Below are 21869 nucleotides of genomic sequence, written 5' to 3' on the forward strand. Positions count from 1 at the left end.
GCGCTCAGCCCTCCTGGCTGGTGTCCCCGCCGCTCGGCTCGGGCCGCGGCCGGGCGGCCCGCAGCAGGAAGGCCGGGACGTGATCGCCGAAGCCCACCACGGGCTCGTCGTCGTCATCCTCGTCGCGGCGCCGGCGGCGGTCGCGGTCACGCCGCGGCGGCTCGCGCCGGGCTTCGGACAGCGCCGCGCGATCGCGCTCCCGCTCTGTGGGGCGCTCGGGACGCTCCTCCCGCTCCTCGCGACGTGGCGGGCGGTCATCCCGCTCGGCGCGTTCGGCCCGCTCTTCGCGGCGCGGACGTTCATCGCGGCGCGGCCGGTCCTCCGCGCCACGCCGCTCGTCGCCACCGCGCGGCGGCCGGCCGCGACCGAACCGGCCACGACGGCCCTCGCCCTCCTCGAAGGTGGCCGACTCCAGCCCGTCGATGGCGATCATCGGGATGTCGCGCTTGATCAGGCGGGCGATGGCCGCCACCAGCTTGCCATCCTCCGGACCCGCGATGGTGAAGGCGCGGCCCATGCGGCCGGCGCGCCCGGTGCGGCCGATGCGGTGGACGTAATCCTCCGCATGCAGCGGGACGTCGAAGTTGAAAACGTGGCTGAGGCCCTGCACGTCAAGCCCGCGGGCGGCGACATCGGAGCAGACCAGCAGCGTGATGTCGCCGCGCTTGAACAGCTCCAGCGTCTCGGTGCGCTTGTGCTGCGGCATGTCGCCGTGCAGCGCACCCGCGTTGAAGCCGTGCCCCTCCAGCGACTTCTGAACCACAGCCACGTCGCGCTTGCGGTTGCAGAAGATGAAGGCGTTCTTCACGTCCTCCGTCCGCAGCAGATGGCGCAGCGCCTTGCGCTTGTCCTGCTCCTGCACCAGCACCATGGCCTGGGTGACCGTCTCCGACGGGGAAGCCGGCGGGGCGACGGTCACTTCACGCGGGTTCTGCAGGAAGGCGTCGGCCAGGCGCCGGATCTCCGGCGGCATGGTGGCGGAGAAGAACAGCGTCTGGCGGTTCTTCGGCAGCAGCGACACGATGCGTTCGATGTCGGGGATGAACCCCATGTCGAGCATCCGGTCCGCCTCGTCGATGACGAGGACCTTGATGTCGTTCAGCATCATGTTGCCGCGCTCGAACAGGTCGATCAGGCGGCCGGGGGTGGCGATCAGCACATCGACGCCACGGTCGAGTTTCTTCACCTGCTCGGTGAAGGTCTCGCCGCCGATGAGCAGCGCCATGTTCAGCTTGTGGTGCTTGCCGTAGGTCTCGAAGCTCTCCGCCACCTGGGCGGCCAGTTCGCGCGTCGGCTCCAGGATCAGCGAGCGCGGCATGCGGGCCCGCGCACGGCCGGATGCCAGGATGTCGATCATCGGCAGCGTGAAGCCAGCCGTCTTGCCCGTGCCCGTCTGCGCACAGCCGAGCACGTCGCGCCCCTGCAACACCCAGGGGATCGCCTGCTCCTGGATGGGCGTGGGTTGCGTGTAGCCCTTTTCCTCGATCGCCCGCAGGACTTCAGGGCCGAGCCCAAGCTCCGAAAAGATCATCCAATTGGTTTCTTGTTGGAGGTCGAATTAGCGGGGACGCGCCCCCGCTCCGCAGATAGGTTTGGAGCATAGGAAGTCGAAGCGACAAGTCAACAAGCGTGTGATGCCGAATCGGCTTTTAAGTGTCGCAAAGGTGGCGGATCTGGCGGGGACGGGGTGCATCGGCTAGGCTGAGGGGCATTTTGGGAGGAGAACACGCGCCATGCTGCTGTCTGCCGACCGCTCCGCGCTGCTCGTGGTGGACATCCAGGAGCGGCTGGCGCCCGCGATTCCCGCGCGTGACCGCGTGGTCCGCAACACCCGCACGCTGCTGCGGGCGGCTGTCGAGTTGGGGGTTCCGGTGCTTGCCACGGAACATTACCCGAAGGGGATCGGCCACACCGTACCGGAGGTGGCGGAGCTTCTGCCCGCCGGTTGCGTGGTCGAGAAGATCGCCTTCGCCGCGGGCGAGGAATCGGGATTCGTCGAGCGGCTCGACGCGCTGGGCCGCGACCAGATCGTGATCGCCGGGATGGAGGCTCATGTCTGCGTGATGCAGACCGCGCTGAGCCTGCATGGGCGCTCCGGGCGTTCCGCCTTCTTCGTGGCGGACGCCGCGGCGTCGCGCGACCCGGTCAACGCCGAGCTGGCGGCGGTGCGGCTGCGCGCCGGCGGGGTGGGGGTGGTCTCCACGGAGATGGTGGTGTTCGAGTGGCTGCACCACGGCAACACTCCGGCCTTCCGCACCCTGCTGGAGCTGATCCGATGACGAGGCCGCCGCTGATTCTGCTGCCCGGCATGCCGCTGGACGCCGCCCTGTGGGAACACCAGACCGAGCATCTGGCCGAGGTTGCGGAGACCGTGGTCGGTGATGTCACCGGCCAAGACCGCATGGAGGCGCTGGCCCGCGCGGTGCTGGACACAGCACCGCGCCGCTTCCTTCTCGCCGGCCTGTCGCTGGGCGGCTACGTGGCGCTGGAGATCCTGCGGCAGGCGCCGGAGCGGGTGGTGAAGCTGGCGCTCCTCAACACGTCGGCCCGGCCCGACACGCCGGAGCAGACCGCCAACCGCCGCAAGGCGGTCGACCTCGCCCGCCAGGGGCGGATGGGGGCGGTGATGGCGGGCATGCTGCCGCGCCTGATCCATCCCGACCGGCTGTGCGACCGGGCGCTGGTCGGCTCCATCCAGGCGCAGGCCGAGCGGGTGGGGGTGGACGCCTTCGCCCGCCAGCAGGCGGCCATCATCGCCCGCCCCGACAGCCGCCCCGGCCTGCCGGCGATCCACTGCCCGACGCTGGTGCTGTGCGGGCGCGAGGATGCGATCTGGCCGGTGGAGGCGCACGCCGAAATGGCCGACGCCATTCCCGGAGCCCGCCTCGCCGTGATCGAGGAGTGCGGCCATCTGGCGACCATGGAACGGCCGCAGGCCGCCACGGCTCTGCTGCGGGACTGGGTGCTCTACGGCTGAAGGTGGCGGGTCAGCAGTCCGCCCCGCTGCAGCTGTCACGGCTGTCCGACACGGTGGTCGGGAACAGCGCGCTGGTCATGTCGCCCATCAGGGTGCGGAAGCTGCGGTCGCCCGGTCCCTTGCCGTTGTCGAGCCACCCGGTGGCCGAGGTCAGCGCCCCGCCGCCGCGGCAGAAGGCGCCCAGCACCTCGATGTCCGGCTGCGGCGGCTTGGTCTCGAACGGCCCGCCGCTGCAGACGCTGGAACTCAGCAGCGCGCGCACCGGGTTGAACACGAAGGTCACGCGGTAATCCGGGTGCGCGGTGTCGTTGGGCGTGGTGGTGAAGTTGGTCACCACCCCCATCACCCGGTTCTGCATCGCGTCGGTCACCGCCTTGCCCAGCACCGGATTCGGCACGCCGAACGGGTCGCCGTGGATCACCACCCGCGCGTCCCGGTTGCCGAGACCATAGGACGCTTCCGCCTGCGAATAGGCCGGCATCACCTCGCTCGGCACCACCCGGCTGTCGCACGCCGCAAGCAGCAGAAGCAGCACGCCGGGGGAGACCCGGCGCACCGTCCCGCTCCGTAGCCACGATCCCGTCATGACCATGCGTCGCTCCCCGTCCGACCCGCGCCCAACGCCGCGTGAACGGCTGACATGGTGCCCGGCATCGGGGGCATCAAGCATCCCCATTCGGCCACCCCACTACGCCGCGCCTCTGGTTGTACGGACAAGCGGCAAAGTCGTCCGAATAAATCCAACGTCTTTCCAACGCATGTCCGACAAGCGGCGAAGCCAAGGCATTCTGCCGACGTCGGCGGCAAAGAACGCCAACGGGTGGCACAGGGTTCCGCCCGCAAGCGCCGGGACCGGCAAGCGGCGTCGACTCGAAGATCGGCTAATGTTCCTAATCGCCGCGTGCGTGCGCACCGCAACCGGGTGTATATGGAAGCCGTGTTGTCAAGTCTGTGCTTGACGCCGGGGACTTGCGGGCATGGCTCTCACCGACTGGTGCTCGCGCCGCAAGACCGGAAAGACCGATGCCGCGTGGTGCGGCCGGCGCGGCGTCTGGAGCCGGCCTGACCCGACCGGCGATCAATTGTCCACGAGTGCCTGCGGCGGCCCACCGCCCATCCAACCATCCAGCGTCTCGCGCGCGATGCGGGCGAGGACGTCGGATTCCTCATAGGCCCAGACCACCGTCGGGGCCAGGATGGCGCCCATGCCGCAGGCGGCCAGAGTGATGGTGCCGGTCACCGCCAGAAACAGGATGGCGGGGGAGCTGGGCGCCAGCGTGCCGCCGGCGATCACCTGCGCCAGCTCGACAGCCCCCACGGAATAGGTGATGCCGGTGGACACCAGCGACGAGACGAGACAGCCGGCACCCTGCTTCTCGTTCTCGGTCATCGGGCGCAGGGGCCGGTCGGGGCCGGTGGCCCGTGGTTCCGCGGCCCCTGTCGTCTCCGAGTCATCGATGGAACCGGCGGTGAAGGCGGTGACCGTCCGTGGCCGGGCATCGGCGGCTGCGGGCAGGAAGATCGCCAGGGCCAGAACGGCAGAAAGGCGCCGCATGCGGGTTCCTCACACGTCGATGTCGTCGGCCCGCACGAACTTGGCGTTGTCCTGGATGAAGCGGAAGCGCAGTTCGGGCTTGCGCCCCATCAGGCTTTCCACCAGCGACCGGGTCCGCTCGCTCTCCGCCCGCTCCTCGGGATCGGCGACGTTGGGCACCACGACCCGCAGCAGCGTGCGCCGCGACGGGTCCATGGTGGTCTCGCGGAGCTGCGCCGGCATCATCTCGCCCAGGCCCTTGAAGCGGCTGATCTCGACCTTGCGGTTCTTGAAGGTCTTGGCCATCAGCTCCTCGCGGTGGGCGTCGTCGCGGGCATAGACCGACTTGGCCCCGGCGCTGATCCGGTAAAGCGGGGGCAGGGCGAGGTAGAGGTGGCCCTGCTGGATCAGCCCCGGCATCTCCCGATAGAAGAAGGTCATCAGCAGCGAGGCGATGTGCGCGCCGTCCACGTCCGCATCGGTCATGATGATGACGCGCTCGTAGCGCAGCTTGTCGGTGGAGAAGTCCTTCCCGACGCCGCAGCCGAGCGCCAGCACCAGATCGTTCAGCTCCTGGTTCGCCTTCATCTTATCGACCGACGCGCTGGCGACGTTCAGGATCTTGCCGCGCAGGGGCAGGATGGCCTGGGTCTCGCGGTTGCGGGCCTGCTTGGCGGAGCCACCGGCCGAGTCGCCCTCGACCAGGAAGATCTCCGTGCCCTCCGGCGCGTTGCGGGAACAGTCGGCAAGCTTGCCCGGCAGCCGCAGCCGGCGGGTGGCGCTCTTGCGCGCCATCTCCTTGCTCTGCTTGCGCCGCGCCCGCTCCTCCGCCTTCTCGACCAGCCGCTCCATCAGCGCGTTGGCCGACGAAAGGTCGCCGGAAAGCCAGTGGTCGAAATGGTCCTTCACGGCCGCCTCGACCAGCCGCTGCGCCTCCGGCGTCGCCAGCTTGTCCTTGGTCTGGCCCTGGAACTGCGGCTCGCGGATGAAGACGGACAGCAGGATGCAGGCGTCGCCCGTCACATCGTCGTGGGTGATCTGGCCCGCGCGCTTGTTGTTGGTCAGCTCGGCGTAGCCCTTGATGCCGCGCATCAGCGCGGCGCGAAGTCCCGCCTCGTGGGTGCCTCCCTGCGGGGTCGGCACCGTGTTGCAGTAGGTGTGCGAGAAACCCTCGTCGTCGTCCGGCCAGGCCACCGCCCATTCCGCCCGGCCCTGCCCACCCGGAAACTCCATCTGGCCGGCGAAGGGTGTACGGGTCAGGCTCTTGCGGTCGCGCAGCGCGTTGTTCAGATAATCGAGCAGCCCGCCGGGGAAATGCAGGGTCTCCTGCGCCGGCGTCGCCGAATCCTCCGGCAGCAGCGAGGGATCGCAACTCCACCGGATCTCCACGCCGCGGTAGAGATAGGCCTTCGACCGCGCCATGCGGTAGAGGCGGTGCGGCTCGAACCGCGCCGCTTCCCCGAAAATCTCCGCGTCGGGATGGAAGCGGACGGTGGTGCCCCGGCGGTTGACGGTGCCGCCCTGCTTCGCCAGCGGCCCCTGCGGCGTACCGCGGCTGTAATGCTGCACATAGAGCTGCCGCTCGCGCGCCACCTCCACCGTCAGCCGGTCGGACAGCGCGTTGACCACCGACAGCCCGACGCCGTGCAGGCCGCCCGAGGTCTCGTAGACCTTGTTGGAGAACTTGCCGCCGGAATGCAGCGTGGTGAGGATCACCTCCAGCGCCGACTTGCCGGGGTATTTCGGATGGTCGTCGATGGGGATGCCGCGCCCGTTGTCGCGCACCATGATGGTGCCGTCGACGCCCAGCTCCAGGTCGATGCGAGTGGCATGCCCGGCCACCGCCTCGTCCATCGCGTTGTCCAGCACCTCGGCCACGAGATGGTGGAGCGCGCGGTCGTCGGTGCCGCCGATGTACATGCCGGGCCGCCGGCGCACCGGCTCCAGCCCCTCCAGAACCTCGATGTCCTGGGCGGAATAGCTGTCGGCCTTGCGGGCCGTGTTCTCGAAAAGATCGCTCATGACCGGCACTATAGGAATTTCGTCAGGGCTGCGCAAGCCCATCCCTTGCACCGTATATATCCCACGGACACCAGATTTTGGTGAAACGCCTTTTTTCCGTGAGGAGGGCCGATGAGCGACAACACGCCGCATGACATCAACCGGGGACCGGCGCTGCGCGCCATCGCCATGCCGGCCGACGCCAATCCGAACGGCGACATCTTCGGCGGCTGGCTGCTGTCGCAGATGGATCTGGCCGGCGGCATCGTGGCGATCCGCCGCGCACGCGGCCGGGTTGCCACGGTGGGTGTCGAGGCGATGACCTTCCACAAGCCGGTGATGGTGGGGGACGAAGTGAGCTGCTTCGCCTGCGTCGAGAAGGTCGGCCGCACCTCGCTGCGCGTGCGCATCGAGGCCTGGGTGCGCCGCCCGGATGACGAGACGGTGAAGGTGACCGAGGGCGTCTTCACCTATGTGGCGATCGGCACCGACCGCAAGCCGCGCGAGGTACCGCCCGACACGGTGATCGTTTGACCCAAGCCCGAAGGGGGAGGGCGCGTCGCGCCCTCCCCGCCGGGGTCACTGTGCGGTGCCGGACGGGGCAGGCGTCGTCGTCCCTGTGTTGCCGCTCGCGGTCGGGGGAGCGGCGGACGGCGGGGCGCTGGTTCCCGCGGTCGGTGGTGTGGCGCTTTCGTTGTTGGACGCCGTCTGGTCGTCGCAGGCGGCCAGGCCGAACAACAGGACCGGCACCGCCAGGAACCATAGCTTGCTGCGCATCGAAGTGATCTCCTCAAGATGTTGTGGTCCGATGCCAGTATCGGCACCCGTAAGAACGCGGATGGCGCGAATATCATTCCGACGTGTCGCCTGCAATTATGGACAGGTGGCGTCATAGGCCCCTATCCGTTCGTATGCCGGTGCGAGAACCTTCCGGCAACCTGTTGCCGCAAGAAACCGCACCCGTGAATTCTTGACGAATGCTTTTCTTTTCGTTTGACCGGCCCAAACCGGTGTGATTCCATCCGCCCATGACCATCGTGACGACCATCACCGACGCCCTTGGGCGTGCCGCCATGCGTGCGCTCCGGCAGACGATCGGCCCCGCCATCGGGGCCTGCGTCGTGGGCTATTTCGCCTATTACGCCGTCCAGGGCGACCGCGGCCTGATGGCGATGAAACACCTGCAGACCGAGATCGCGGAGGCGGAAGGCATCCTGGCCCAGGTCACGGCGGAGCGGGAGCGGATGGAGCGCCGGGCCCTGTTGCTGCGCAGCGACCATCTGGATCTCGACGTGCTGGACGAACGCGCCAGAATGATGTTGAATCTCAACAATCCGCGGGACGTCATTATAAAGCTCCCGTCGGCCGGAACTCCGGGGTCCGCTTCGGAGAACCGCTGAATATCATGCGATTAACCGGAATTCGGTTAACAGCGATTCCGCTAGAGAAAACAGAGCGTTGTGAAGCTACCGCTTGTCACGGGCGGTTGGCGGCGCTAGAACACTTCCCACGAGCTGGACTCTCGTAACGATCACGGTGCCCGAGCGCCGTCGAGCCCTGGGAGGAATTATGGCCGCGTCCCGACGCCGAACGAAGGCGACCCCCGATTCCGCGCAACCGCAGAACACCCCGGCGGCATCGCCGGACGAGATGATCCGCTACTACCGCGAGATGCTGCTGATCCGCCGCTTCGAGGAGAAGGCGGGGCAGCTCTACGGCATGGGCCTGATTGGCGGCTTCTGCCACCTCTACATCGGCCAGGAGGCCGTGGTGGTCGGCATCCAGGCGGCGCTGAAGGAGGGCGACAGCGTCATCACCAGCTACCGTGACCACGGCCACATGCTCGCCTGCAACATGGACCCCAAGGGGGTGATGGCGGAGCTGACCGGCCGGCGCGGCGGCTATTCCAAGGGCAAGGGCGGCTCGATGCACATGTTCAGCCGCGAGAAGAACTTCTACGGCGGCCATGGCATCGTCGGGGCCCAGGTGCCGCTCGGGACCGGTCTCGCCTTCGCGCACAAGTACAAGAAGGACGGCGGCGTCTGCACCGTCTATCTCGGCGACGGCGCGGTGAACCAGGGCCAGGTGTACGAGAGCTTCAACATGGCGGCGCTGTGGAAGCTGCCGGTCATCTACGTCATCGAGAACAACAAGTACGCCATGGGGACCTCGCAGGAGCGGGCGTCCGCCGGCGAGCTCCACCAGCGCGGCGCCGCCTACGGCATCCCCGGCGTGCAGGTCAACGGCATGAACGTGCTGGACGTGAAGGCGGCATCCGACCAGTGGGTGGATTACGTCCGCTCCGGCAACGGCCCCGTCATCATGGAGCTGAAGACCTACCGCTACCGCGGCCACTCCATGTCCGATCCGGCCAAGTACCGGACCAAGGAGGAGGTCGAGAAGATGCGGACGGAGTCCGACCCCATCGACCAGATGAAGAAGCACCTGCTCGACGCCGGCATCGTGGACGAGGACAAGCTGAAGGAGATCGATCGCGAGGTGAAGGCGATCGTCACCGAGGCGGCCGAGTTCGCCCAGCAGAGCCCGGAGCCGGATCCGTCCGAGCTGTGGACCGACGTCCTGGTCGAGGCCTGACGACAACGCCAAGAAGGGGTACGGCCTTGCGCGGCGGATCAACGCTCCGACCCGCGCGCCGTCCGGAGGAATCACATGCCGATCGAAGTGCTGATGCCGGCGCTGTCGCCCACCATGACCGAGGGCAAGCTGGCGAAGTGGGTCAAGAAGGAAGGGGACGCGGTCAAGTCCGGCGACGTGCTGGCCGAGATCGAGACCGACAAGGCGACCATGGAGGTCGAGGCGGTCGATGAGGGCCGCATCGGCAAGCTGCTGGTGGCCGAGGGCACCGACGGCGTCGCGGTGAACACCCCCATCGCCATCCTGCTGGAGGAGGGCGAGACCTCGGTCGAGGCCGCTCCCACGGTGGAGGAGAGCACGCCCAAGCAGGTGGCCGCCCCGTCCGTGAAGGGCGAGGAGGAGACCAAGCCGACCCTGCCCACCACCCAGGACGCCAAGGGTCCCGCCGCCCCGCCGCCGTCCGACGAGGACAAGTACTTCGCCAAGACCGTGAAGAAGACGGTGCGCGAGGCGTTGCGCGACGCCATGGCGGAGGAGATGCGCCGCGACCCGACCGTCTTCCTGATGGGCGAGGAGGTCGCGCAGTACCAGGGCGCCTACAAGGTCTCGCAGAACCTGCTGCAGGAATTCGGGCCGGAGCGGGTGATCGACACGCCGATCACCGAGCACGGCTTCGCCGGCCTTGGCGTCGGTGCGGCCTTCCAGGGTCTGCGGCCGATCGTCGAGTTCATGACCTTCAACTTCGCCATGCAGGCGATCGACCACATCATCAACTCCGCCGCCAAGACGCTCTACATGTCCGGCGGTCAGATGGGCTGCCCCATCGTGTTCCGTGGACCGAACGGCGCTGCGGCCCGCGTCGGCGCCCAGCACTCCCAGGACTACGCGTCGTGGTACGCGCATTGCCCGGGCATGAAGGTGGTCGCCCCCTATTCGGCGGCCGATGCCAAGGGCCTGCTGAAGGCCGCGATCCGCGATCCGAACCCGGTCATCTTCCTGGAGAACGAGATCCTCTACGGCCACAGCTTCGACGTGCCGGAGGATGAGGACTTCATCGTTCCCATCGGCCGCGCCAAGATCCTGCGCCAGGGCAAGGACGTGACCATCACCGCCTACTCGCTGATGGTCGGCCAGGCCATGGCCGCCGCCGCGCGGCTGGCGGAGGAGGGGATCGAGGCGGAGGTCATCGACCTGCGCACCATCCGCCCGCTCGACGTCCACACCGTCGTCGAGAGCGTGAAGAAGACCAACCGCCTGGTCACGGTGGAGGAGAGCTGGCCGGTGTGCGGCGTCGGCTCCGAGCTCGCCGCCCAGATGATGGAGCACGCCTTCGATTGGCTGGACGCGCCGGTGATCCGGGTGCACGGCGCCGATGTGCCGCTGCCCTACGCCGCCAACCTGGAGAAGCTGGCCCTCCCGCAGCCCGACGACATCGTGGCCGCGGCGAAGAAGGCCCTGTACCGGTCGTAAGGGAGGATCGAAGCCGTGACCATTCCGATTCTGATGCCCGCCCTGTCGCCGACCATGACCGAGGGCAACCTCGCTCGCTGGTTGAAGAAGGAGGGCGACACCGTCAAGGCCGGCGACGTGCTGGCCGAGATCGAGACGGACAAGGCCACCATGGAGGTCGAGGCGGTCGATGAAGGCCGCATCGGCAAGATCCTGGTGGAGAGCGGCGCCCAGGGCGTGGCGGTGAACACGCCCATCGCCATCCTGCTGGAGGAAGGCGAGGACGAAAGCGCGCTGAACGCGGCCCCGGCCGCGCCCGCAGCCGCGTCGGCGCCGAAGGCGGCCGAACCCGAACCCGCGCCGGCCCCGGCCGCCGCGTCTGCTCCGGCGCCCGCTCCTGCGATGAACGGCGGCGGCAACGCCGACGGCCGCGTCTTCGCCAGCCCGCTGGCAAAGCGCATCGCCGAACAGGCGGGTCTGGACCTGCGCGGCATCAAGGGTTCGGGCCCGCAAGGCCGCATCGTCAAGGCCGACGTGGAGGCGGCGAAGGCAGCCCCGCGTTCCGCCGCTCCCGCAGCGGCTGCACCTGCCAAGGCGGACGCGCCGGCCAAGCCCGCGGCCGCTCCCGCGGCGGCGACCCCCGCACCGGCCGCGGCGAAGCCGGCCGGCGTGGACGCCAAGGACTTCTCCGACAAGCTGGGCATGGCCTACACCGCGATCCCCAACAGCGGCATGCGCAAGACCATCGCGCGCCGCCTGTCGGAGGCCAAGCAGACCGTCCCGCACTTCTACCTGACGGTGGACTGCCAACTCGACCAGCTTCTCAAGATCCGGGCCGATCTCAACGGCCGTTCCGACAGTTACAAGCTGTCGGTGAACGACTTCGTGATCCGCGCGGTGGCGCTGGCGCTGAAGAAGGTGCCGGCGGCCAACGCCGCCTACACCGACGAGGCGATCCTGCAATACCACCACGCCGATGTGTCGGTGGCGGTGGCGACGCCCAACGGCCTGATCACCCCGATCATCAAGGCCGCGGAGACCAAGGGCCTCGCCCAGATCTCCAGCGAGATGAAGGACCTCGCCAAGCGGGCGCGGGACGGCAAGCTGAAGCCCGAGGAGTTCCAGGGCGGCACCTTCTCCGTCTCCAACCTCGGCATGTTCGGCATCCGCGAGTTCGCCGCCATCATCAACCCGCCGCAGGGCTGCATCCTGGCCGTCGGTGCCGGCGAGCAGCGCCCGGTGGTGAAGGACGGCGCGCTCTCCATCGCCACGGTCATGAGCTGCACCCTGTCGGTCGACCACCGCGTGGTGGACGGCGCCGTCGGTGCCGAGTTCCTGGCCGCCTTCAAGGCGCTGGTCGAGGATCCGCTGAGCATGCTGCTCTGAGTGTCGGCCGCCGGCATTCCCCGGGGGACGGGGAATGCCGGCGTTCCCAAGACCCTGCATAATCGGTTTAAAAATCAGGAGGAACACCTTGGCCGACATGAATTTCGACCTGATCGTCATCGGCAGCGGCCCGGGCGGCTATGTGGCGGCGATCCGGGCGGCGCAGCTCGGTCTGCGCACGGCGGTGGTCGAGCGGGAAAACCTCGGCGGCATCTGCCTGAACTGGGGCTGCATCCCGACCAAGGCGCTGCTGCGCTCGGCCGAGGCGCTGCGGACCATGAAGCACGCGGCCGATTTCGGGCTGGCGGCGCAGGGCATCTCCGTCGATCTCGACAAGATCGTGCAGCGCTCGCGCAAGGTGGCCGGGCAGCTCAACGGCGGCGTCAAGCACCTCCTGAAAAAGAACAAGGTCACCGTGATCGACGGCGAGGCGAAGCTGGCCGGCAAGGGCCAGGTGGCCGTCAGCAAGGGCGGGGCCCCCGTCGGCACCTTCGGTGCCAAGAACATCATCATCGCCACCGGTGCCCGCGCCCGCAACCTGCCGGGGCTTGAGGACGACGGCAAGCTCGTCTGGACCTACCGCAAGGCGATGACCCCCAACACCCTGCCGAAGTCGCTGCTGGTCATCGGCTCGGGCGCCATCGGCATCGAGTTCGCCAGCTTCTACAACGAGCTGGGCAGCAAGGTGACGGTGGTGGAGGTGATCGACCGCATCCTGCCCGCCGAGGACGAGGAGATCAGCGCCTTCGCCCGCAAGCAGTTCGAGAAGCAGGGGATGCGCGTCATCACCGGTGCGAAGGCCGGCAACCTGCGCAAGGGTGCGGACAACGTGACCGTCGCCATCGACGCGGGCGGCAAGACCGAGGACATCACGGTCGACCGGGTGATCCTGGCGGTCGGCATCAGCCCCAACACCGAGAACCTTGGCCTGGAAAACACCAAGGTGAAGCTCGACCGCGGCCACATCGTGACCAACCAGTGGTGCGAGACCGACGAGCCCGGCGTCTACGCCATCGGCGACGTGACCGGCGCGCCGTGGCTGGCGCACAAGGCGTCCCACGAGGGCGTCATCTGCGTCGAGCACATCGCCGGCCAGCACCCGCACCCGCTGGACGTCCGCAACATCCCCGGCTGCACCTACTCGCACCCGCAGGTCGCGTCGGTCGGCCTCACCGAGGCGAAGGCCAAGGCCGCCGGCTACACGGTGAAGGTCGGGCGCTTCCCCTTCATCGGCAACGGCAAGGCCATCGCGCTGGGCGAGCCGGATGGCATGGTGAAGACGGTGTTCGACGCCAAGACCGGCGAGTTGCTGGGCGCCCACATGGTGGGGGCCGAGGTGACCGAGCTGATCCAGGGCTACACCATCGGCAAGACGCTCGAGACCACGGAGGCCGACCTTATGCACACGGTCTTCCCGCATCCCACCCTGTCGGAGATGATGCACGAGTCCGTTCTTGATGCCTATGGCCGGGCGATCCACTTCTAGCTAGAGTGCCGCTCCGCGCGACGTTTTCCGGTTTCGGGTCGATGGACCGAACGAGTGCCGCCTACGACGAGGACTTCTACGCCTGGACCCAAACCCAGGCGCAGGAGTTCCGTCGTGCCGGCGCCGAACGCGACAACGCGCCCATCGACTGGGAGAATGTCGCGGAGGAGATCGAGAGCATGGGGCGGGGGCAACGGTCGGACGTTCGCAATCGGCTGTGCGTCCTGCTCACCCATCTCCTGAAGTGGCAGCATTGTCCCGAGCTGCGGGAACGCTGCGCCAACGGCTGGCGGCGCACGGTTCGGGAGCAGTGGAAGCAGGTTGCGTGTGAATTCGATGACAGCCCGAGCCTGCGCCGGCAGCTCGGGGACCTGTTCGTCATCGCTTACGCCGACGCCCGCGAGTATGCCGCCGACGAGGCCGACGTTGCCATTGCGCACTTCCCGTCCGACCCCACCTTCACGTTGGACGACGCGCTCGATCCCGCCTTCCCGCCCGATCTGTTTCCGCCGGAGCTTCGGGGATGACCCCGCGCCGGCCTTGCACCGGTTCCGCGTCCGCGCGGGGCCCACTGGAGAGCATCACGCCATGACCGCCGCCCCCCCGACCGAGAAGCTCCGCCACCCGGAAAAGGCGCACCGCCCCGACAACCCGGTGCAGCGCAAACCGGCCTGGATCAGGGTCAAGGCGCCGGTGAGCCAGGAGTATCACGAGACCCGCGAACTGATGCGCGGGTTGAAGCTGAACACCGTGTGCGAAGAGGCGGCCTGCCCCAACATCGGGGAGTGCTGGAAGCACCGCCACGCCACCTTCATGATCCTGGGGTCGGTCTGCACCCGCGGCTGCGCCTTCTGCAACGTCGGCACCGGGCGGCCCGACCTGCTGGACCCGCACGAGCCGGAGAAGGTGGCGGAGGCCGTGGGGCAACTGAAACTTACCCACGTCGTCATCACCTCCGTCGACCGCGACGACCTCGACGACGGCGGTGCGGAGCATTTCGCCCGCACCATCGGCGCCATCCGCTCGTCGGCGCCCGGTACCACCATCGAAATCCTGACGCCGGACTTCATGCGCAAGCCGGGCGCCATCGAGACGGTGGCGAAGGCGCGGCCCGACGTGTTCAACCACAATCTGGAAACCGTGCCGCGGCTTTACCCGACGATCCGCCCCGGCGCCCGTTACTTCACGTCGCTTCACCTGTTGGCGACGGTGAAGGAGATCGACCCGTCCCTGTTCACCAAATCGGGGATCATGGTCGGTCTCGGCGAGACGAAGGAGGAGGTGGCGCAGGTGATGGACGACCTTCGGGCGGCCGACGTGGATTTCCTGACCATCGGCCAGTATCTCCAGCCGACGCCCAAGCATGTGGCCGTCGACCGCTTCGTGACGCCGGAGGAGTTCGAGGGCTACGCGCGGCTGGCTCGGGCCAAAGGGTTCCTGATGGTGTCGGCGTCGCCGCTCACGCGTTCCTCCTACCACGCCGGGTCCGACTTCGCGCGCCTGCGCGAGGCGCGGGAAGCGAAGCTGGCCGCCGCGGCGGTCGCCTGAACGGGGCGGGGAGAGACGGGGAATGCCCACGCATGCGGAACGCAAGGTCCTGCCTTACACGCCGGAGCAGATGTACGCGCTGGTCGCCGACGTCGAGCGTTACCCGGAATTCCTGCCCTGGTGCCTCGCTGCCCGCATCCGCCGCCGTGAAGGAAACGTGATGTGGGCCGATTTGGTGATCGGCTTCAAGATGGTCCGCGAACGCTTCACATCGCGCGTGGAGCTGGACGAGTCCAAGTGCCGGATCGACGTGCAGTACACGGACGGGCCGTTCCAGTACCTGAACAACCACTGGATCTTCGAGCGCCAGCCGGGGGGCTGTCTGATCGATTTCTATGTCGATTTCGAATTCCGGTCGAAGATGCTGCAGAAGATCATGGGCCTGCTGTTCAACGAAGCGGTGCGCCGAATGGTGCAGGCTTTCGAGACGCGCGCCCACCAGCTCTACGGCCCGCCCGCGGGCGCCAGCGCGGCGCGACCCGCCTGACGGTCAGCGCAGGTTCGCCTGGGGCCTTGCCGATTTGAGGCGGGCCAGGGCCTCCACCAGCGTGGCGAGGCGAACCGCGGTGCGGTCGCCCTGGAAGGTGTATTCCTTGTGCTTCACCAGCCCCCGCCGCACGGCGGTGGCGATATAGACGCGCCCCACGGGCTTCGTCTCCGTCGCACCGCCGGGGCCGGCGATGCCGGTGACGGCCACCGTCACGTCGGCGCGGGATTTCGACAGTGCCCCCACGGCCATCGCCGCCGCCACCTCCGGGCTCACCGCGCCGTGGGTGTGGATCAGGCTCGGCGGGATGCCCAGCATGTCCGACTTGGCGGCGTTGGAGTAGGTGACGAAGCCGCGGTCCACCACCTTCGAGGAACCGGGAATGTCCGTCAGCAGCGCCGCGATCAGCCCGCCCGTGCAGGATTCCGCGGTGGCGATCGTGTAACCGGCGAACTCGTACTCCGCCAGCAGGGCGGCGGCGGTCTGGCGCAGGTCATCGGAGAACATGGCGGATTCCTCGCACCGTGGCCGGGACAGTCTAGCCGGGTAGGCGGACGGTTGCCACCGCCTGTGCGGCGATGCCCTCGCCGCGGCCGGTGAAGCCCAGCCGCTCGGTCGTCGTCGCCTTCACGCTCACACGATCCGGCTCGATCCCCAGCAGTTCCGCCAGCCGCGCCACCATGGCCGGCCGGTGCGGCCCGACCTTCGGGCGCTCGCAGATGACGGTGACGTCAACGTGCGCGATGCGCCCGCCGCGCTGGCCCACCAGTTCGACGGCGTGGCGCAGGAACAGCGCGCTGTCCGCACCTTTCCATTGCGGGTCTGAGGGGGGGAAGTGGCTGCCGATGTCGCCGTCCGCCAAAGCGCCGAGGATGGCGTCGGTGAGCGCGTGCAGCGCCACGTCGGCGTCGGAATGGCCGTCCAGCCGCTGCGTGTGGGGCACGGCCACACCGCACAGCCAGACATGGTCGCCCTCTGCGAAGCGATGGACGTCGAAGCCGGTGCCGGTGCGCACGTCGTCCAGTCCGGCGAAGCGGCGGGCGGCGAGCAGCCGTTCGGCCCGTTCGAGATCGTCGGGGGTGGTCACCTTGAAATTCTCCTCCTTGGAACGGACGAGCGCCACGCCCATGCCGGCGCGCTCCGCCACCGCCGCGTCGTCGGTCAGCGCAAGCCCGGCTGCCGCGCGGTGGGCCGCCAGGATCGCGGGAAAGCGGAAGCCCTGCGGGGTCAGGGCCCGCCACAGGCCGGTGCGGTCCACCGTGTCGCCGACGACGGCCCCGTCCGCCCGCTTCAGCGTGTCGGCCACCGGCACCGCGGCCAGCGCGCCCTCGTGCGTCGCCAGCGCATCGATCACGGCGCTGATGGTTTCCGCGTCCACCAGCGGGCGGGCGGCGTCGTGGATCAGAACCAAACCCGGTGCACCGGCCGCGGCCAGCGCCTCCAGCCCGTTGCGCACCGAGTCCTGCCGGGTGGCGCCGCCCATCACCGGCCCTGGCAAACCGAGCCCGGCCACCGCCTCGTCATAGAGGTCGCGGAATCCCGGCCCGATCACCACCTGCACCGCATCGATGCGCGGGTGGGTGAGGAAGGCCTCGACCGTGCGGCGCAGCACCGGGCGGCCGGCGAGCGGGAGGTACTGCTTGGGACGTTCGGCGCCGAAGCGCTGGCCGGTGCCGGCCGCGACGATCAGCGCGACGCAGGACTGCATGTTCGGTGGTCCGGGATCAATTGCAGGCTTGACGGAATCGGCCCGGAGCCTAGCCTGTCCGACGGTTCCCGCCAAGGCCGCAGCACGGGCCGCAGGATTGGAAGGGAAGGGCGATCGGGGCGCCGTCGATGTCGTACAATCTCGTTTTCAGCCTGACCGCACTCCTGGCGCTGGTTCCCGGTTCGCTGTTCCCCTACCGCCGCCTCGGCGGACTTGGGCCGCAGGGGCGGTCGGCCGCCTTCTGGGGTGCCATGGCGCTGGGGGTGACCGGGCCGCTGGCGTGGTCGTTCGTGCAGATCGGCGGCGCCTGGCACACCGGGCTGTCCACCACGCTGTGGGTGACCATCGCGGCCAGCATGGTGCTGTTCACCGTGCTCTGCGTCTTTGTGCGGCCGGCCTGGAGGCTGGCGCCGCTCCTGCTGCCCTACCTGTTGCTGGTCGGCGCCTTCGCCACGCTGGTGCAGGGCGCGCCGGAGCCGCTGCTGCGTGGCGGGCCCGGCGTGTGGATCACCGTGCACATCGCGGTGTCGGTGGTGACTTACGCCCTGCTCACCCTGGCGGCCGTGGCGTCGCTCGCCGCTTTCCTGCAGGAACGCGCGCTGAAGGCCAAGCGGCCGACGCCGCTGACCCGCTTCCTGCCCTCGGTGTCGGAAAGCGACCAGCTCCAGGTCGGGCTTCTGGCGGCGTCGGAGACGGTGCTGGGGCTCGGCCTCGTCACCGGCATGGCGGTGCTGCATTACGAGTATGATGTGCTGATCCGCTTCGACCACAAGACGCTGTTCTCCATCGCCACCTTCCTGGTCATCGGCGGGCTGCTGCTGGCACACGCCCGCACCGGTATCCGCGGGCGGGCGGCGGCGCGCGTGGTGCTGATTGCCTATCTTTTGCTCACCCTGGCGTACCCGGGAGTCAAGTTCGTCAGCGACGTGTTGCTGAGTTCTTGAGCAGACAGGGTTTTGCAACCATAGGAAAGCATTCGTTCGCACTTGCAGCATGCCGATTTGGCGTGCTAACCTGCCCAAAATCGTGGCATAAAGAGAGTGTGCCTAACTGGTGGGCAGGTTTGGAGACTCATGGCCATTCGGATCGGTGAAATCGCGCTGACCGCACCGGTGATCCTGGCGCCGATGTCGGGGGTGACCGACCTGCCGTTCCGGCGGCTGGTGAAGGCGTCCGGCGCCGGGCTGGTGGTGTCGGAAATGGTGGCCAGCAACGCCATGGTGCGCGAGAACCGCGCCACCCTGCGCATGGTCGAGACGGTGCCGGAGGAGTTCCCGATGGCCGTCCAGCTCGCCGGCTGCGAGCCGGCCGTGATGGCCGAGGCGGCCCGCATCAACGAGGCGCGCGGGGCCGCCCTGATCGACATCAACTTCGGCTGCCCGGTCAAGAAGGTGGTGAACGGCCACGCCGGCTCCGCCCTGATGCGCGACGAGGCGCACGCCGCCCGAATCCTGGAGGCGACGGTCAAGGCCGTGTCCATCCCGGTCACGCTGAAGATGCGCACGGGCTGGGACGCCACCAGCCGCAACGCGCCGCGGCTGGCGCGGATTGCCGAAGAATGCGGCATCCGCATGGTCACGGTGCACGGGCGCACCCGCATGGATTTCTATGGGGGCCGGGCCGACTGGTCCTTCGTCCGCCGGGTGAAGGAGGCCGTGGCGATCCCGGTGATCGTGAACGGCGACATCGAAGGCTTCGACGACGTTGATCGTGCGCTGGAGGAGTCCGGTGCCGACGGCGTCATGATCGGTCGCGGCGCCTGCGGCCGGCCCTGGTTCCTGGCCCAGGTCGGCCATTATCTGGCGACCGGCGAGCGTCTGCCGGACCCGCCGCTCGACGAGCAGCTCCGCATCCTGCTCGACCATTACGAGGCGATGCTGCTGCATTACGGGCGCGAGCCGGGTTTGCGCGTCGCCCGTAAGCACATTTCGTGGTACTCCAAAGGGCTGAGCGACTCCGCCGAATTCCGGCAGGACGTCAACACCATGGCCGATCCCGAGGCCGTGCGCGCCCGCATCCGTGACTTCTACGCTCCGGCGATCGAAAGGATGGCTGCCTGATGGCCCGAACCTCCGCTGCCGCTCACATGCCGAGACGCCCGTCGCGCAGCGCAGGCCGGTCCAACGGGATCGATCCGTCCGCGGTGCTCAACGCCCTGACCGACCCGGTCATCGTGGTCGATGCCCAGGGCGACATCTGCTTCGTGAACAACGAGGCGCAGGAGTTCTTCGACATGTCGTCCAGCGCGCTGGAGGGCACGCCGATGGCCGACCTTCTGCCACCGGACAGCCCGGTCATGGGGCTGATCGATCAGGTGCAGCGCCACCGCCGCAGCGTGTCGCAGGACGGGGTGGTGATCGACACGCCGCGCATCGGCCCGCACCACGTGTCGGTGCGGGTCGCCAGCATGGGCGTGCCGGCGGACCGGGTGGTGATCAGCATCCACGAGCGCTCCATCGCCCGCAAGATCGACAACTCCCTGACGCATCGGCACGCCGCCCGCTCGGTGACCGCCATGGCGGCGATGCTGGCGCACGAGGTGAAGAACCCGCTGTCGGGCATCCGCGGCGCGGCCCAGCTGCTGGAGGAGAACGTCAGCGAGCAGGACCGGGTGCTGACCCGCCTGATCTGCGACGAGGCCGACCGCATCGTGGCTCTGGTCAACCGCATGGAGGTGTTCTCCGACAAGCGGCCGCTGGAGCGGAGTGCGGTCAACATCCACACGGTGCTGGAGCATGTGCGCAAGGTGGCGCAATCCGGCTTCGCCCGGAACATCCGCTTCGTCGAGCGCTACGACCCGTCGCTGCCGCCGGTCTACGGCAACCGCGACCAGCTCATCCAGGTCTTCCTGAATCTCGTCAAGAACGCGTCGGAGGCGGTTGCCGAGCAGGGCGGCGAGATCGTGCTGTCCACCGCCTACCAGCACGGGGTGCGCATGGCGGTGCCCGGCGGCGACACCCGGCTGCACCTGCCGCTGCTGGTGTCCGTGCAGGACAACGGGGAGGGCATACCGGAGGATCTGCGCTCCAACCTCTTCGATCCGTTCATCACCACCAAGGTGAACGGAACTGGCCTTGGTCTTGCATTGGTGGCGAAGCTCATCGGCGATCATGGCGGTGTCATCGAATTCGACACGCAGCCACGCCGGACAGTGTTCAAGGTGTCGCTGCCCATGTACGACGAAGCTCAGGTTTCCATGGATCAGGCCCCCGTCGCCATGCCGAGGGGCAAACGCTGATGTCGGCCGCCACCATCCTGGTCGCTGATGACGATCGCGCCATTCGCACAGTTCTTACGCAGGCGCTGGCCCGGCTTGGTCACGAAGTGCGCACGACCGGCAACGCCGCCACCCTGTGGCGCTGGGTGTCGGACGGGCAGGGGGATCTGGTCATCACCGACGTGGTGATGCCGGACGAGAACGGGCTCGACCTCATCCCCCGCATCAAGAAGATCCGCCCCGATCTGCGCATCGTGGTGATGAGCGCGCAGAACACGCTGATCACCGCGGTGAAGGCGGCCGAGCGGGGCGCCTTCGAGTATCTGCCCAAGCCCTTCGACCTGAAGGAGCTGGTGTCGGTGGTGGAGCGGGCGCTGAACGCCAATCAGCCGCCGGTCCATCATCCGGCGGACGGTGATGCGGGCGACGAGCAGCTGCCCCTGATCGGCCGCTCGCCGGCGATGCAGGAGATCTACCGCGTCCTCGCCCGCCTTATGGGCACCGACCTGACGGTGATGATCACCGGCGAGTCGGGCACCGGCAAGGAGCTGGTGGCCCGCGCGCTCCACGATTACGGAAAGCGCCGCAATGGCCCCTTCGTCGCCATCAACATGGCGGCGATCCCGCGCGAGCTGATCGAGTCGGAGCTGTTCGGCCACGAGAAGGGGGCCTTCACCGGCGCCACCAACCGCTCCACCGGCCGCTTCGAGCAGGCTCAGGGCGGCACCCTGTTCCTGGACGAGATCGGCGACATGCCGCTGGAAGCCCAGACCCGCCTGCTGCGCGTGCTCCAGGAGGGCGAGTACACGACGGTCGGTGGACGTACGCCCATCAAGACGGACGTACGGATCGTCGCGGCCACGCACCGTGACCTGCGCACCCTGATCCGCCAGGGCCTGTTCCGCGAGGATCTGTTCTACCGCCTCAACGTCGTTCCCATCCGCCTGCCGCCGCTGCGCGAGCGTACGGAGGATGTGGCGCTGCTGGTGCGCCACTTCCTCAACCAGGCGGCGTCGCAGGGGCTGCCGATCAAGAGCATCGACCAGCCGGCGATGGAGCGGCTGAAGCGCTACCGCTGGCCCGGCAACGTGCGCGAGCTGGAGAACCTCGTCCGCCGCCTCGCCGCCCTCTACGCGCAGGAGGTGATCGGCCTCGACGTCATCGAGGTGGAGCTGGCCGACGCCGCTCCCAGCTCCCCGCAGGTCGAGGAGGTGCACAGCGAGGGGCTGGGCTCGGCGGTCGAGCGGCACCTGAAGGATTACTTCGCCGCCCACAAGGACGGCATGCCGTCCAATGGCCTGTACGACCGCATCCTGCGCGAGGTTGAGCGACCGTTGATCACGCTCAGCCTTTCCGCGACGCGCGGCAACCAGATCAAGGCCGCGCAGCTTCTCGGCCTCAACCGCAACACGCTCCGCAAGAAAATCCGCGAGCTGGACATCCAGGTGGTGCGCGGGCTGAAGTGAACACCAACACGTTCG

The 21869-nt window shown here is 68.4% G+C and carries 22 protein-coding genes; 15 read left to right on the plus strand and 7 right to left on the minus strand.

Annotated features, from left to right (window positions below):
* Positions 1-4: 4 nt before the first annotated feature.
* Entirely contained in the window at positions 5-1531 is a 1527-nt protein-coding gene (locus HL658_RS05625) for a DEAD/DEAH box helicase (protein WP_180280955.1), read from the minus strand.
* A gap of 202 nt (positions 1532-1733) precedes the next feature.
* On the opposite strand from HL658_RS05625, the gene HL658_RS05630 reads away from it, so the two are divergent.
* Both HL658_RS05630 and HL658_RS05635 read left to right on the plus strand, forming a co-directional pair.
* Entirely contained in the window at positions 1734-2279 is a 546-nt protein-coding gene (locus tag HL658_RS05630) for an isochorismatase family protein (protein ID WP_180280956.1), read from the plus strand.
* Positions 2276-2977 (plus strand): alpha/beta fold hydrolase, encoded by a 702-nt coding sequence (locus tag HL658_RS05635; protein WP_180280957.1) that lies wholly within the window; start codon positions 2276-2278, stop codon positions 2975-2977. The genes HL658_RS05630 and HL658_RS05635 overlap by 4 nt, the downstream gene beginning before the upstream one ends.
* A gap of 10 nt (positions 2978-2987) precedes the next feature.
* On the opposite strand, the gene HL658_RS05640 is transcribed toward HL658_RS05635, so the two are convergent.
* The 3 genes from HL658_RS05640 to parE form a co-directional block, all read right to left on the minus strand.
* Positions 2988-3569, minus strand: coding sequence for a hypothetical protein (locus tag HL658_RS05640; protein WP_246337334.1), 582 nt, complete (start codon positions 3567-3569; stop codon positions 2988-2990).
* A gap of 486 nt (positions 3570-4055) precedes the next feature.
* Entirely contained in the window at positions 4056-4532 is a 477-nt protein-coding gene (locus HL658_RS05645) for a hypothetical protein (protein ID WP_180280958.1), read from the minus strand.
* 9 nt (positions 4533-4541) lie between these two features.
* Positions 4542-6533, minus strand: coding sequence for a DNA topoisomerase IV subunit B (parE, locus tag HL658_RS05650; protein ID WP_180280959.1), 1992 nt, complete (start codon positions 6531-6533; stop codon positions 4542-4544).
* A gap of 111 nt (positions 6534-6644) precedes the next feature.
* Here parE and HL658_RS05655 point away from each other — a divergent pair, with 111 nt between their 5' ends.
* On the plus strand, positions 6645-7046 hold the full coding sequence (locus HL658_RS05655; protein WP_180280960.1) for an acyl-CoA thioesterase: 402 nt from the start codon (positions 6645-6647) through the stop codon (positions 7044-7046).
* A 45-nt stretch (positions 7047-7091) separates the two neighbouring features.
* Here HL658_RS05655 and HL658_RS05660 read toward each other — a convergent pair whose 3' ends face one another.
* Positions 7092-7289, minus strand: a complete 198-nt coding sequence (locus HL658_RS05660; protein ID WP_180280961.1) for a hypothetical protein — start codon at positions 7287-7289, stop codon at positions 7092-7094.
* A gap of 251 nt (positions 7290-7540) precedes the next feature.
* Here HL658_RS05660 and HL658_RS05665 point away from each other — a divergent pair, with 251 nt between their 5' ends.
* The 8 genes from HL658_RS05665 to HL658_RS05700 all read left to right on the plus strand — a co-directional run bounded on the left by HL658_RS05665 (position 7541) and on the right by HL658_RS05700 (position 15463).
* Complete coding sequence (locus HL658_RS05665) at positions 7541-7912, plus strand: FtsB family cell division protein (protein ID WP_180280962.1); 372 nt, start codon at positions 7541-7543, stop codon at positions 7910-7912.
* 169 nt (positions 7913-8081) lie between these two features.
* The gene (pdhA, locus tag HL658_RS05670) at positions 8082-9107 is read left to right on the plus strand and encodes a pyruvate dehydrogenase (acetyl-transferring) E1 component subunit alpha (protein WP_180280963.1); all 1026 of its coding nucleotides are present in this window, start codon (positions 8082-8084) and stop codon (positions 9105-9107) included.
* 75 nt (positions 9108-9182) lie between these two features.
* Positions 9183-10577, plus strand: a complete 1395-nt coding sequence (locus HL658_RS05675) for a pyruvate dehydrogenase complex E1 component subunit beta (protein WP_180280964.1) — start codon at positions 9183-9185, stop codon at positions 10575-10577.
* Between the two features lie 15 nt (positions 10578-10592).
* A complete protein-coding gene (locus HL658_RS05680) occupies positions 10593-11942 on the plus strand; it encodes a pyruvate dehydrogenase complex dihydrolipoamide acetyltransferase (RefSeq protein WP_180280965.1) in 1350 nt (449 codons plus the stop codon).
* An 88-nt stretch (positions 11943-12030) separates the two neighbouring features.
* A complete protein-coding gene (gene lpdA, locus HL658_RS05685) occupies positions 12031-13428 on the plus strand; it encodes a dihydrolipoyl dehydrogenase (RefSeq protein WP_180280966.1) in 1398 nt (465 codons plus the stop codon).
* A 41-nt stretch (positions 13429-13469) separates the two neighbouring features.
* The gene (locus tag HL658_RS05690; protein WP_180280967.1) at positions 13470-13955 is read left to right on the plus strand and encodes a DUF29 domain-containing protein; all 486 of its coding nucleotides are present in this window, start codon (positions 13470-13472) and stop codon (positions 13953-13955) included.
* Positions 13956-14016: 61 nt separating this feature from the next.
* A complete protein-coding gene (gene lipA, locus HL658_RS05695; RefSeq protein WP_180280968.1) occupies positions 14017-14976 on the plus strand; it encodes a lipoyl synthase in 960 nt (319 codons plus the stop codon).
* Positions 14977-14998: 22 nt separating this feature from the next.
* Positions 14999-15463, plus strand: coding sequence for a type II toxin-antitoxin system RatA family toxin (locus HL658_RS05700; RefSeq protein WP_180280969.1), 465 nt, complete (start codon positions 14999-15001; stop codon positions 15461-15463).
* 3 nt (positions 15464-15466) lie between these two features.
* On the opposite strand, the gene HL658_RS05705 is transcribed toward HL658_RS05700, so the two are convergent.
* Both HL658_RS05705 and HL658_RS05710 read right to left on the minus strand, forming a co-directional pair.
* The gene (locus HL658_RS05705; RefSeq protein WP_180280970.1) at positions 15467-15970 is read right to left on the minus strand and encodes a CinA family protein; all 504 of its coding nucleotides are present in this window, start codon (positions 15968-15970) and stop codon (positions 15467-15469) included.
* Between the two features lie 31 nt (positions 15971-16001).
* Positions 16002-17171 (minus strand): bifunctional 2-C-methyl-D-erythritol 4-phosphate cytidylyltransferase/2-C-methyl-D-erythritol 2,4-cyclodiphosphate synthase, encoded by a 1170-nt coding sequence (locus HL658_RS05710; protein ID WP_180280971.1) that lies wholly within the window; start codon positions 17169-17171, stop codon positions 16002-16004.
* A 128-nt stretch (positions 17172-17299) separates the two neighbouring features.
* On the opposite strand from HL658_RS05710, the gene HL658_RS05715 reads away from it, so the two are divergent.
* The 4 genes from HL658_RS05715 (at position 17300) to ntrC (ending at position 21854) form a co-directional block, all read left to right on the plus strand.
* Positions 17300-18115 carry a cytochrome C assembly family protein gene (locus tag HL658_RS05715; RefSeq protein ID WP_180280972.1) on the plus strand — a complete coding sequence of 272 codons (816 nt, stop codon included), beginning with the start codon at positions 17300-17302 and terminating at the stop codon, positions 18113-18115.
* Positions 18116-18244: 129 nt separating this feature from the next.
* The gene (gene dusB, locus HL658_RS05720; protein WP_180280973.1) at positions 18245-19231 is read left to right on the plus strand and encodes a tRNA dihydrouridine synthase DusB; all 987 of its coding nucleotides are present in this window, start codon (positions 18245-18247) and stop codon (positions 19229-19231) included.
* Complete coding sequence (locus tag HL658_RS05725) at positions 19231-20409, plus strand: two-component system sensor histidine kinase NtrB (RefSeq protein ID WP_180280974.1); 1179 nt, start codon at positions 19231-19233, stop codon at positions 20407-20409. Before dusB ends, HL658_RS05725 begins: the two co-directional genes overlap by 1 nt.
* On the plus strand, positions 20409-21854 hold the full coding sequence (gene ntrC / locus HL658_RS05730; RefSeq protein WP_180280975.1) for a nitrogen regulation protein NR(I): 1446 nt from the start codon (positions 20409-20411) through the stop codon (positions 21852-21854). Before HL658_RS05725 ends, ntrC begins: the two co-directional genes overlap by 1 nt.
* Positions 21855-21869: the final 15 nt, after the last annotated feature.

The organism is Azospirillum oleiclasticum, from assembly GCF_013423485.1.
GTDB lineage: Bacteria > Pseudomonadota > Alphaproteobacteria > Azospirillales > Azospirillaceae > Azospirillum > Azospirillum oleiclasticum.

Coding starts and splice junctions, on each gene's coding strand:
- dusB (WP_180280973.1), top strand. CDS start 18,245: ATGGCCATTCGGATCGGTGAAATCGCGCTGACCGCACCGGTGATCCTG.
- lipA (WP_180280968.1), top strand. CDS start 14,017: ATGACCGCCGCCCCCCCGACCGAGAAGCTCCGCCACCCGGAAAAGGCG.
- HL658_RS05635 (WP_180280957.1), top strand. CDS start 2,276: ATGACGAGGCCGCCGCTGATTCTGCTGCCCGGCATGCCGCTGGACGCC.
- HL658_RS05665 (WP_180280962.1), top strand. CDS start 7,541: ATGACCATCGTGACGACCATCACCGACGCCCTTGGGCGTGCCGCCATG.
- HL658_RS05715 (WP_180280972.1), top strand. CDS start 17,300: ATGTCGTACAATCTCGTTTTCAGCCTGACCGCACTCCTGGCGCTGGTT.
- HL658_RS05660 (WP_180280961.1), bottom strand. CDS start 7,289: ATGCGCAGCAAGCTATGGTTCCTGGCGGTGCCGGTCCTGTTGTTCGGC.
- HL658_RS05675 (WP_180280964.1), top strand. CDS start 9,183: ATGCCGATCGAAGTGCTGATGCCGGCGCTGTCGCCCACCATGACCGAG.
- HL658_RS05630 (WP_180280956.1), top strand. CDS start 1,734: ATGCTGCTGTCTGCCGACCGCTCCGCGCTGCTCGTGGTGGACATCCAG.
- HL658_RS05710 (WP_180280971.1), bottom strand. CDS start 17,171: ATGCAGTCCTGCGTCGCGCTGATCGTCGCGGCCGGCACCGGCCAGCGC.
- HL658_RS05655 (WP_180280960.1), top strand. CDS start 6,645: ATGAGCGACAACACGCCGCATGACATCAACCGGGGACCGGCGCTGCGC.
- HL658_RS05700 (WP_180280969.1), top strand. CDS start 14,999: ATGCCCACGCATGCGGAACGCAAGGTCCTGCCTTACACGCCGGAGCAG.
- HL658_RS05640 (WP_246337334.1), bottom strand. CDS start 3,569: ATGGTCATGACGGGATCGTGGCTACGGAGCGGGACGGTGCGCCGGGTC.
- pdhA (WP_180280963.1), top strand. CDS start 8,082: ATGGCCGCGTCCCGACGCCGAACGAAGGCGACCCCCGATTCCGCGCAA.
- HL658_RS05705 (WP_180280970.1), bottom strand. CDS start 15,970: ATGTTCTCCGATGACCTGCGCCAGACCGCCGCCGCCCTGCTGGCGGAG.
- HL658_RS05625 (WP_180280955.1), bottom strand. CDS start 1,531: ATGATCTTTTCGGAGCTTGGGCTCGGCCCTGAAGTCCTGCGGGCGATC.
- HL658_RS05725 (WP_180280974.1), top strand. CDS start 19,231: ATGGCCCGAACCTCCGCTGCCGCTCACATGCCGAGACGCCCGTCGCGC.
- HL658_RS05690 (WP_180280967.1), top strand. CDS start 13,470: ATGGACCGAACGAGTGCCGCCTACGACGAGGACTTCTACGCCTGGACC.
- ntrC (WP_180280975.1), top strand. CDS start 20,409: ATGTCGGCCGCCACCATCCTGGTCGCTGATGACGATCGCGCCATTCGC.
- parE (WP_180280959.1), bottom strand. CDS start 6,533: ATGAGCGATCTTTTCGAGAACACGGCCCGCAAGGCCGACAGCTATTCC.
- HL658_RS05645 (WP_180280958.1), bottom strand. CDS start 4,532: ATGCGGCGCCTTTCTGCCGTTCTGGCCCTGGCGATCTTCCTGCCCGCA.